The organism is Dialister sp. CAG:357 (assembly GCF_000435155.1).
GTDB classification, from domain to species: domain Bacteria; phylum Bacillota; class Negativicutes; order Veillonellales; family Dialisteraceae; genus Dialister; species Dialister hominis.
In genome coordinates this window covers 1-8,453 of sequence record NZ_FR896354.1, presented here as the reverse complement: position 1 = coordinate 8,453, position 8,453 = coordinate 1, and the positions used below count along the sequence as shown (strand labels likewise).

Annotated in this window: 13 protein-coding genes; 7 read left to right on the top strand and 6 right to left on the bottom strand. The window is 46.2% G+C overall.

Annotated features, from left to right (window positions below):
* The 6 genes from M3200_RS00690 to M3200_RS00665 all read right to left on the bottom strand — a co-directional run.
* Positions 1-370 (bottom strand): DUF6079 family protein (locus tag M3200_RS00690; protein ID WP_288178060.1); only part of this gene is annotated, 370 nt, incomplete at its 3' end.
* A gap of 13 nt (positions 371-383) precedes the next feature.
* On the bottom strand, positions 384-944 hold the full coding sequence (locus tag M3200_RS00685; protein ID WP_022381619.1) for a DUF1788 domain-containing protein: 561 nt from the start codon (positions 942-944) through the stop codon (positions 384-386).
* Between the two features lie 8 nt (positions 945-952).
* Positions 953-1,582 carry a DUF1819 family protein gene (locus tag M3200_RS00680; protein ID WP_022381618.1) on the bottom strand — a complete coding sequence of 210 codons (630 nt, stop codon included), beginning with the start codon at positions 1,580-1,582 and terminating at the stop codon, positions 953-955.
* Positions 1,536-1,826: a helix-turn-helix domain-containing protein gene (locus M3200_RS00675; protein WP_022381617.1), complete on the bottom strand. Its 291-nt coding sequence runs from the start codon at positions 1,824-1,826 to the stop codon at positions 1,536-1,538. Before M3200_RS00675 ends, M3200_RS00680 begins: the two co-directional genes overlap by 47 nt.
* A 16-nt stretch (positions 1,827-1,842) precedes the next feature.
* On the bottom strand, positions 1,843-2,505 hold the full coding sequence (locus tag M3200_RS00670) for a DUF2326 domain-containing protein (RefSeq protein ID WP_022381616.1): 663 nt from the start codon (positions 2,503-2,505) through the stop codon (positions 1,843-1,845).
* Positions 2,450-3,388: an ABC-three component system protein gene (locus M3200_RS00665; protein ID WP_022381615.1), complete on the bottom strand. Its 939-nt coding sequence runs from the start codon at positions 3,386-3,388 to the stop codon at positions 2,450-2,452. Before M3200_RS00665 ends, M3200_RS00670 begins: the two co-directional genes overlap by 56 nt.
* A gap of 284 nt (positions 3,389-3,672) precedes the next feature.
* On the opposite strand from M3200_RS00665, the gene M3200_RS00660 reads away from it, so the two are divergent.
* From M3200_RS00660 to M3200_RS09530, 7 genes are all read left to right on the top strand, one after another.
* Positions 3,673-5,088 carry a DNA primase family protein gene (locus M3200_RS00660; RefSeq protein ID WP_288178059.1) on the top strand — a complete coding sequence of 472 codons (1,416 nt, stop codon included), beginning with the start codon at positions 3,673-3,675 and terminating at the stop codon, positions 5,086-5,088.
* Positions 5,089-5,233: 145 nt separating this feature from the next.
* Positions 5,234-5,515 carry a VRR-NUC domain-containing protein gene (locus tag M3200_RS00655; RefSeq protein WP_022381613.1) on the top strand — a complete coding sequence of 94 codons (282 nt, stop codon included), beginning with the start codon at positions 5,234-5,236 and terminating at the stop codon, positions 5,513-5,515.
* Complete coding sequence (locus tag M3200_RS00650) at positions 5,496-6,851, top strand: SNF2-related protein (RefSeq protein WP_022381612.1); 1,356 nt, start codon at positions 5,496-5,498, stop codon at positions 6,849-6,851. Before M3200_RS00655 ends, M3200_RS00650 begins: the two co-directional genes overlap by 20 nt.
* Positions 6,848-7,306 (top strand): ArpU family phage packaging/lysis transcriptional regulator, encoded by a 459-nt coding sequence (locus M3200_RS00645; RefSeq protein ID WP_022381611.1) that lies wholly within the window; start codon positions 6,848-6,850, stop codon positions 7,304-7,306. Before M3200_RS00650 ends, M3200_RS00645 begins: the two co-directional genes overlap by 4 nt.
* 182 nt (positions 7,307-7,488) lie before the next feature.
* On the top strand, positions 7,489-7,761 hold the full coding sequence (locus tag M3200_RS00640; protein WP_022381610.1) for a type II toxin-antitoxin system RelB/DinJ family antitoxin: 273 nt from the start codon (positions 7,489-7,491) through the stop codon (positions 7,759-7,761).
* Positions 7,758-8,033: a type II toxin-antitoxin system YafQ family toxin gene (locus M3200_RS00635; RefSeq protein ID WP_022381609.1), complete on the top strand. Its 276-nt coding sequence runs from the start codon at positions 7,758-7,760 to the stop codon at positions 8,031-8,033. The genes M3200_RS00640 and M3200_RS00635 overlap by 4 nt, the downstream gene beginning before the upstream one ends.
* Before the next feature lie 267 nt (positions 8,034-8,300).
* A partial coding sequence (locus M3200_RS09530; RefSeq protein WP_502685329.1) for a DUF8602 domain-containing protein occupies positions 8,301-8,453 on the top strand: 153 nt, incomplete at its 3' end.

Genomic DNA, 8,453 nt, shown 5'->3' with positions numbered 1-8,453 from the left:
TCTCCGTCGGTGCCTTCGTCGCCTTATCGATCAGCATGAAGGTAGCCGGATCATCCGCGAACTTCTTACGGAACCGCTCGACCGTAGGAATCCCATTGATGGTTCTGTTTTCCAGAATATAGGAAAGCATTTTCAGGAAGTGAGATTTACCACTTCCAAAGAAGCCGGAAATCCAGACGCCGATATCCGATGTCGGCGCATCGAAAGCATCGTCATAGTAATTGAAAAATGTAATGAAGTGCCGCTTCAATTCACGGGTAATAACGTACTCGTTCAGCTCCTGTTCTGTTGAATTGTCTTCCTGATCCACCTTGATGACACCATTTATCTTTCGGTTGATGTCATCGACAAACATGTCCTGAATTTTCATCTGGCGGTTCCTCCTATATTACGTTGAACGCCCTGTAATAAGGGTTCGGCTTAAGTCTGTCAAACAGCTTCACGTGTCTTCCATCGAATGTTCCCGGATACATCACAAGAATCGGAACGCCTCCGACTCGTGGTTGCAAGGCTTCCAGTAGCATGTGAATCCGCATGAACGGGAAAACGTCGCCGACTCCTGTCAGAAGTAAGACATCTCCCTTTTCCGGAGCCCGGCCACAGATCTTGTCCACATATGCCTGCACGGTGATGGATTTTTCAATCATCTTCTGAAGCTGATCTTTTCCGCGTTTTTTCTCCTGATCTGCCATGCGGGAGAGAATACGTTTATCCTCGCAGCACCGCAGAAAGATTTCATATAAGTTGTTTTCTTTCAGATGACACGGCAGCGTCTGATCTGTCAGAATCTGTTCTACGAAGTGACGGACACGCATTTCGTCCTTTGCCTCATAGCAGAACATCCTGATATTCACTTCGTTGGACAGCCCGTTTCCTTCCAGAAAATCCGGGTTCTTCAGGAGTTCACGCACCCTGTCCAGGCGCTCATCTATATTTCCTTCCATGTTTCCTCCTACGACAGGCAGTTGAAAGCAGACAGAGCCTCCGTCATCCCATCGTTCCTAATTGCATTTTCAAGTACCGGGCTGATCAGCACCGGATTCAGATGATCCGCCTTTGTGCTGTCCAGATATTCATTCTCTACGAGTGTTTTCGTCAGCACCTGCCGGACCTTCGTAATAGTGGAATCACTCCATGTGGCCACCCAGTCATCCTGCTCCTGCAGCCGCATGAAGAATGTATTCAGATCCACTCTGCCGAATGAGCTGTCGAGCTTCTGGTATTTCTCCCCGATGACCGTCAGCATGAAATCCCATACCAGACGGTACTGCCGCATCATGGCATACAGGCATATCTGCTTTGCCACGTCACTCGGCTGTGTCGCAATGGCCGTAACAAGCGAATCATCCTCCATTGCTTCAAGCCTCCGGATGCAGGCAAGCGCCATCTTCCGGACAGACTTTTCCGTCGGATACTGAAACAAATTCTCCGCCACAATATGTTCAACCACGGCATCCTTATCAAGCCCGTCGTTTACGAGCTTTGCCGTAGTACGCATTTCATAAAACAAAAATTGTTCCCGCGTAATCGCGGCATTATATGGACTGGCTTCTTTGAGTGCCTTGTTTGTACTTTGCGGCATTCTTCTTTTCCTCCGGTTTATTGGCGGCTCCCTTTTCATCATCATCCGGAACCGTTTCTACAATTTCATTGATATTGCAGTTCAATGCTTCGCAGATCTTCAAAAGCACATCGGTCGTCAAGTTTTCGCCTTTGCCGAGCTTCGCAAGGGAAGCTGTGCTGATTCCGCTTAATTCCCGCAGATCCTTCTTTGACATTTCCCGTTCTGCAAGTATTACCCATAAGGGTCTGTAACTGATACGCATACGCACCCCCATCAGTTTATTTCTCGTCATCCTCTGACGGCACTTCGCCTGATTCGTTTTCTGTCTTCTTAGCCCATGACCATCCGAACAGCTCACCGCCGTCGCTATGAAGTTCGATCACGCGGGTATCATAGACTGTCTTTGCTGTATATTCCGTAAACGCCTTATGCTTATCGAACGATATGAAGACCTGCTTTCCGCTGTTCATATAGAGCTGCATAATCTTGTCAATGGGCAGGTCAGCTATGTTCTTGAAGATCAGGGAGTCATGAACGATAAACGGAAGCGCAGTGGTCTTGAATACGCTCAGGTCAAAAATGATGAGATTCTTATAATTTTCTCCTGTGCCGGAATTCCAATCACAGCCGAAGGTGTACTTCGGATTTCCATTCTTTGCATCTGAAAATTTGATCTCAGGAGCATACTGTTTCCCGTCGTATATAAAATCGTTCATCCGAACCATTTCCTGATTGATTATGGTCTGAACAGTATCCAGCTGGCTCTTTCTGGCGTCCTCCATGCGGGTCTTGGCGTCTTTAGTCTCATTGGCAAGCTTCTGGGATTCATCGTATCCTTCATTCTGCGTCCTCAGGAAATTGATCCTGCTGCGCAGCCGGACGGTCTCATCCAGAAATTTCTTCGAGACATGTGTCGAAACGCCAAGCTTTGAAGTAGACATTCACGTCTGTCTTGATACGAAGATACAGTGCAAAATCACTGATTTTCTGCCTGACCGGAACCGGATCATAATTCAGGTCGATATCTGTAGGCGGCTTGATGAACGGAATCTTTTCTATCACACGCCTGACGCCTTCCTGCACATGCTGATCGGCTCTGATCTCCTGATCATCATGAGCATTGACAAGCGCTTCTTTTATTTTCGTCATTCGGGCAATATCATCAGGAGTCTTAAGAGCAGCGTACTTTGCCGCGCATTCCGGGCAAAGCGCGATTAGATTGGATTGCTCATTGGAAGAATTGCTTGGATCAATAACTGCGACGTCATAGATCAGCTCGGTATGTCCGTCGCGGTATGTAAACAGTGATTTCTGACATCCGTCATTTGGGCATACGCTTCTGGTTTCGGCCACAAGGCCTATGCCGTATTTTTCTTTCAATGTCGCCATTTGAATGGCAGGGACACCGCCGCTTGTTGCTGCAAGAGTGGTGTCTTTTGTTTTTGGCGCAGCCGCATGGTCGATGATGTCCTTGAACCGCTCTGCTATACACGCGCAGTAATTGCTGCTGTCAATATCCGGAAACCACGGTCTGAACGAATCACAAAGATACTCAATCGTGTCATCGGAATCCGTCTGAATGTATTCAGCAAAATTCCCGGTATCAAGAGAACCGGAAATCTTGGAGGCAAGTTCCGATATATCATTCTGCCCGTAGTAATAGGCCTTGTAAGTCCGTGGCAGGGTTTCATCAACGGGATCGTCTTCAGATTCTGGCAAATAGATCTTTTCAAATAATTCTTTGGCAAAAGCCTCAACTTTCCTGTTCCGCCGATACTTCGTCGAAAGCCGTTTCGCGAAGATTTTGAATTCAGTATCTGCCAATAGAGACCCCTCCTTCCATGCGTACATGTACGGTCAAGTCGTGTACTCTCGGGAGCGGTGAAAAATGCCGTTTCCCGTATACTCAAGATAACAGGAGAGAGATGAACCGTCCGACATGAAACCGATGATAAATTATTATATCACATTTTCGCACGATGTTCAATCTTATATTTGTCATCGCAAATTATTTTACAGCGATGCAACAGCTTATTCATTTCTTGCAAATCGCCCTGAGCAAGGCGTTAAAAGGCTCATTGCTATAGCCGTTCACCCGGTATGCAGAGGTGGCTCGAGAATATGCCGATACGCTCCAATTTACAACGGCTACCGACTTTTTACATTATGACGGGATATGTTGGAACGAATCTGACGAACAGGCACTTGCTGTCGTGCAGGAATTAACCGACAGGCAGCTACAAGAGGCGGAAACTGCGGAACATGTTGCTTGGCAAAAGCTAAAGCAATCCGGTGGTTCTGATGTGTTAGTCGGCTCCGGTGCAGCTAAGGCAAAGAAGCTGTTCGATGCAGCACAACTGGCAGCCTTTACCCAATATGCGATCGCAAAGGAATATAAAACGTTCGTCATTAAGCGTCGCGATACCAAGTATTTAAACTCCTGCCTGCAGGCGGCAAAACCCATGCTGCAATGTAAACCGACAGAGCTCGACAATAATGAATTCTTACTGAACACCCCACTAGGCACATATTATCTGCCCGATGGATTATGTGGCATACATCCGTCAACAGCAACAGATAAAATCACCAAGGTAACAGAGGTTTCGCCCGGTGACAATGGAAAAAATTTGTGGCGTTCTGCTATCAATACCTTCTTTTGCAAAGATGCAGAGCTTATTGAGTATGTCCAGCAAATCGTGGGACTGGCTGCTATCGGAAAAGTATACGTAGAAGCGCTGATCATCGCTTACGGTGAAGGTCGTAATGGGAAATCCACCTTCTGGAATGTTATCTCCCGAGTACTTGGCACCTATAGCGGCAACATATCAGCAGATACATTAACTGTCGGCTGCCGCCGGAATGTAAAACCGGAAATGGCCGAGGCTAAAGGGAAACGGCTGCTTATTGCCGCCGAGCTTGATGAAGGTATGCGGCTCAACACCTCCATCATCAAGCAATTATGCTCAACGGATGCGGTCTTTGCAGAAAAGAAATATAAAGATCCCTTCCAGTTTATTCCCAGCCATACCCTGGTGCTCTATACCAATCACCTACCCCGCGTCGGTGCCAACGATCCCGGTACCTGGCGCAGGCTCATTGTGATACTCTTTAACGCTCGCATTGAAGGAAACAACGATATCAAAAATTATGCAGACTACCTGCTGAAAAATGCAGGCGAGTATGTCCTGACTTGGATCATTGAAGGGGCACAGAAGATCATTCAAAAAAATTTTCAGCTTACCACACCAGCTTGTGTGCGGGAAGCCATCGGCTCGTATCGTGAAAACAACGACTGGCTCGGCCATTTCCTGGATGAGTGCTGTGAGCTTGGTAAAGCCTATCAGGAAAAATCCGGTGATTTTTATACTGCGTATCGAAACTTTTGTAATGTTACCGGTGATTATGTGCGAAATTCTGCCGATTTTTATACTGCCATTGAACAAGCCGGAATCGTACGGTTCAGAAATCGCCAAGGCCGGTTTGTTCGCGGAATACGGCTGACAGAAAAAGCCATTTTAAACTAAAGCGTGACACCTCCGACACCTCCTACCCTAAAGTCTCTATAGGCCCTTAAAAATTAACCCCTATAGGAAGTTATAGTAACCAGGTGTCGGGGGTGTCACACATCTTGATGAAAAGTCGATACTAAACACTCTGACGGAGGAAATCATGCGAGAAAAAATAATCGAACAGCAGCTTGTACAGGCCGTAAAACATAAAGACGGCATCTGTCCCAAATTCGTCTCCCCCGGATATGACGGGATGCCGGATAGATTGGTGCTGCTGCCCAATGGACGCATTGCCTTTGTGGAGCTTAAAGCACCCGGAAAGAAAATGCGACCGCTGCAGGTACATCGGAAGCGCCAGTTAGAAGCACTTGGCTTTCCGGTATACTGCATCGACAATAGTACGCAGATAGGAGGAATACTGGATGCAATACAAGCCCCATAATTATCAAACCTATGCCACAAACTTCATCCTAAAAAATCCAACGGCTGCCATTTTACTGGATATGGGATTGGGAAAAAGCGTCATTACCTTAACCGCTATAGAGCAATTAATCTATGACAGTTTTGACGTCCATCGCGTATTGGTGATTGCACCCCTACGTGTAGCACGAGATACTTGGCCAGCGGAAATTCAGAAATGGGACCATCTGCATGACTTAACGTATACCGTTGCTATTGGTACGGCTACGGAACGAAAAACCGCACTCTTGCAGCAGGTCAATATCCATATTATCAATCGTGAGAATGTGCCTTGGTTGATAAAAGATTCCGGCATCCCCTTTCATTACGACATGCTGGTAATCGATGAGCTTTCTTCATTTAAATCATATCAAGCAAAACGGTTTCGGAGCTTGTTAAAAGTTCGTCCCAAGGTAAAACGCATCGTAGGACTGACAGGTACGCCTTCTTCAAATGGCCTGATGGATCTATGGGCAGAGTTTCGCCTGTTGGATATGGGACAGCGACTTGGTCGTTTTATCACCCATTACCGGAGTGAATTTTTCCAACCAGATAAACGGAACCAACAGATGATCTTTTCTTACAAGCCAAAACCCGGTGCGGAAGAAGAAATCTATCGACGTATTGCAGACATCACCATTTCCATGAAAAGCAAGGAGTATCTGACCATGCCAGCATTAGTACGAAATGAAATCCATGTACAGTTATCAAAGCCAGAACGAAACATGTATGACACCATGTGTTCCCAGCTTGTGCTTTCACTAGATGGGAAAGAAATTGATGCCGTAAATGCGGCTGCCCTATCGAACAAGCTATGCCAGATGGCAAACGGTGCCGTCTACGATGAGGAAAAACGAATCATTCCCATTCATGACCGAAAACTCGATGCCCTGGAGGACATTCTTGAAGGTGCCAATGGCAAACCCGTATTGATTGCATACTGGTTCAAGCATGATCTGATACGGATTCAGCAACGGTTTACGGTACGAGAAATCAAGACTTCACAAGATATAACAGATTGGAACGCTGGTGTTATTCCTGTTGCTATTCTCCACCCCGCCTCTGCCGGACATGGTCTAAACCTGCAACAAGGCGGATCCACTCTCGTCTGGTTTGGACTAACCTGGAGCTTGGAATTATACCAACAAACGAATGCCAGACTCTGGCGGCAAGGACAAACGGATACGGTCGTCATTCATCACATTCTGACTGCCGGAACCATAGATGAAACCATTATGAAATCATTGAAAGAAAAAAACAAAACCCAGGCTGCACTGATTGAGGCAGTCCGGGCCAGCTTGCAAGGAGGCAGCCTATGAGTGTTATCTGGAAGTATCTGAATAAACGAAGCGGCGCCATTGATGCCATCCGGGATTACGGCAGCATGCAGTTCATCATCGAAAATACCAGCGAGGATATCAAGCAGGCATATGCTGCCATGACCAGCCTGCATCCGTCCGGTTTCGATGGGATGCCGCACTCCAGCAACCCGCATGCCGTAGAAGATCATATCATCTCCGGTCTGGCAGACATCGACATTCTGAAAGAACGGTACCGGCAGGCTGTCGAGTACATGGCATGGTTCCAGCCTGCATGGGAAAAGCTGAGCAGCGACGAGCAATACGTGCTGCAAACTTTTTATGCCGACGAGGATGCACAGACGAGTGCCGTCTATGCCATCGCTGATCATTTCCACATCGAGCGGTCGTCTGCCTACAAAAGGAAGAATCGTGCATTAGCTAAGTTTGCTATTCTTTTATTTGGGAAGACATGATGTCCAAAATCGCGGACGCATTTATCCATTTGACGTGTTATACTAATAGCATGAAAGTGTGAGAGAAGCCTTCGAGGGAGCAAATCCTTTGGAGGCTTTTGCTATGTGTTTATTATATTGACATTGTGTTGACATCAGCCAAGAATAATGCTATATTCAAGACAGAAATGGAGGTGTTGAATATGGTAAATACAAATTTGAATATCCGGACGGATAAGGAAGTCAAAAATCAGGCTGAGAAAATATTCAATGCTCTGGGAATGAATATGACGACGGCGGTAAACATATTCTTAAAAACAACGATACGAGAAAATGGCATTCCCTTCCGTCTCACTCTTGACGTTCCTAATGCAACAACTAGATCTGCCATTGAAGAAGGCAAACGAATCGCCATTGATAAAAAAGTAAAAGGGTATACCAATATGACAGATTTGCGTGTGGCCCTTGAAAAATGAAGTACGAAGTAAAATTCACCACTCAATTTAAGAAAGATTTGAAATTGGCAAAGAAGCAGAACAAAGATATAGATGTGCTGTTCTCTGTCATTGAGCAATTGGCCCAAGGAAAACAATTGGATGAAAAATATAGAGACCATGATTTAGGTGGAACATACAAAGGTTGCCGGGAATGCCATATTGATCCAGATTGGCTTCTCATTTATGAAACCAAAGATGATGTACTTGTTCTTCTGCTATATCGTTTGGGCAGTCATTCCCAATTATTTTAGCCACATGAGTAATGTAGCGGACGCATGTATCTGTTCGACGTGGTATACTAATAGCATGAAAAAATGTGAGAAGCCTTCGAGGGAGCAATCCATTGGAGGCTTTTGCTATGTCTGGAGATGAGAACCTTGCCTTGCTTTTATTTGGGAAGACCTGATGTCCAAAATCGCGGACGCATTTGTCTGCTCTACATGGTATACTAATAGCATGAAAGAATGTGAAAAGCCTTCGTGGGAGCAATCCCTTGAAGGCTTTTGCTATGTCTGGAGATGAGTGCTTTGCCTTGGAAACCCAAAAAGCCGTGCGCCTACCCCGGCTGCAGGGAGCTGACCGTGAACCGGTACTGCGAGCAGCACCAAAAATTAATGGACAAACGTTATGACGCGTACGAGCGCAGTCCTGTTGTCAAGAAACGATACGGC

What these genes read in the sequence shown, in the direction of transcription:
- M3200_RS00685 (WP_022381619.1), bottom strand. Translation starts at nt 944, where the DNA reads ATGGAAGGAAATATAGATGAGCGCCTGGACAGGGTGCGTGAACTCCTG.
- M3200_RS00680 (WP_022381618.1), bottom strand. Translation starts at nt 1,582, where the DNA reads ATGCCGCAAAGTACAAACAAGGCACTCAAAGAAGCCAGTCCATATAAT.
- M3200_RS00675 (WP_022381617.1), bottom strand. Translation starts at nt 1,826, where the DNA reads ATGCGTATCAGTTACAGACCCTTATGGGTAATACTTGCAGAACGGGAA.
- M3200_RS00670 (WP_022381616.1), bottom strand. Translation starts at nt 2,505, where the DNA reads ATGTCTACTTCAAAGCTTGGCGTTTCGACACATGTCTCGAAGAAATTT.
- M3200_RS00655 (WP_022381613.1), top strand. Translation starts at nt 5,234, where the DNA reads ATGCGAGAAAAAATAATCGAACAGCAGCTTGTACAGGCCGTAAAACAT.
- M3200_RS00650 (WP_022381612.1), top strand. Translation starts at nt 5,496, where the DNA reads ATGCAATACAAGCCCCATAATTATCAAACCTATGCCACAAACTTCATC.
- M3200_RS00645 (WP_022381611.1), top strand. Translation starts at nt 6,848, where the DNA reads ATGAGTGTTATCTGGAAGTATCTGAATAAACGAAGCGGCGCCATTGAT.
- M3200_RS00640 (WP_022381610.1), top strand. Translation starts at nt 7,489, where the DNA reads ATGGTAAATACAAATTTGAATATCCGGACGGATAAGGAAGTCAAAAAT.
- M3200_RS00635 (WP_022381609.1), top strand. Translation starts at nt 7,758, where the DNA reads ATGAAGTACGAAGTAAAATTCACCACTCAATTTAAGAAAGATTTGAAA.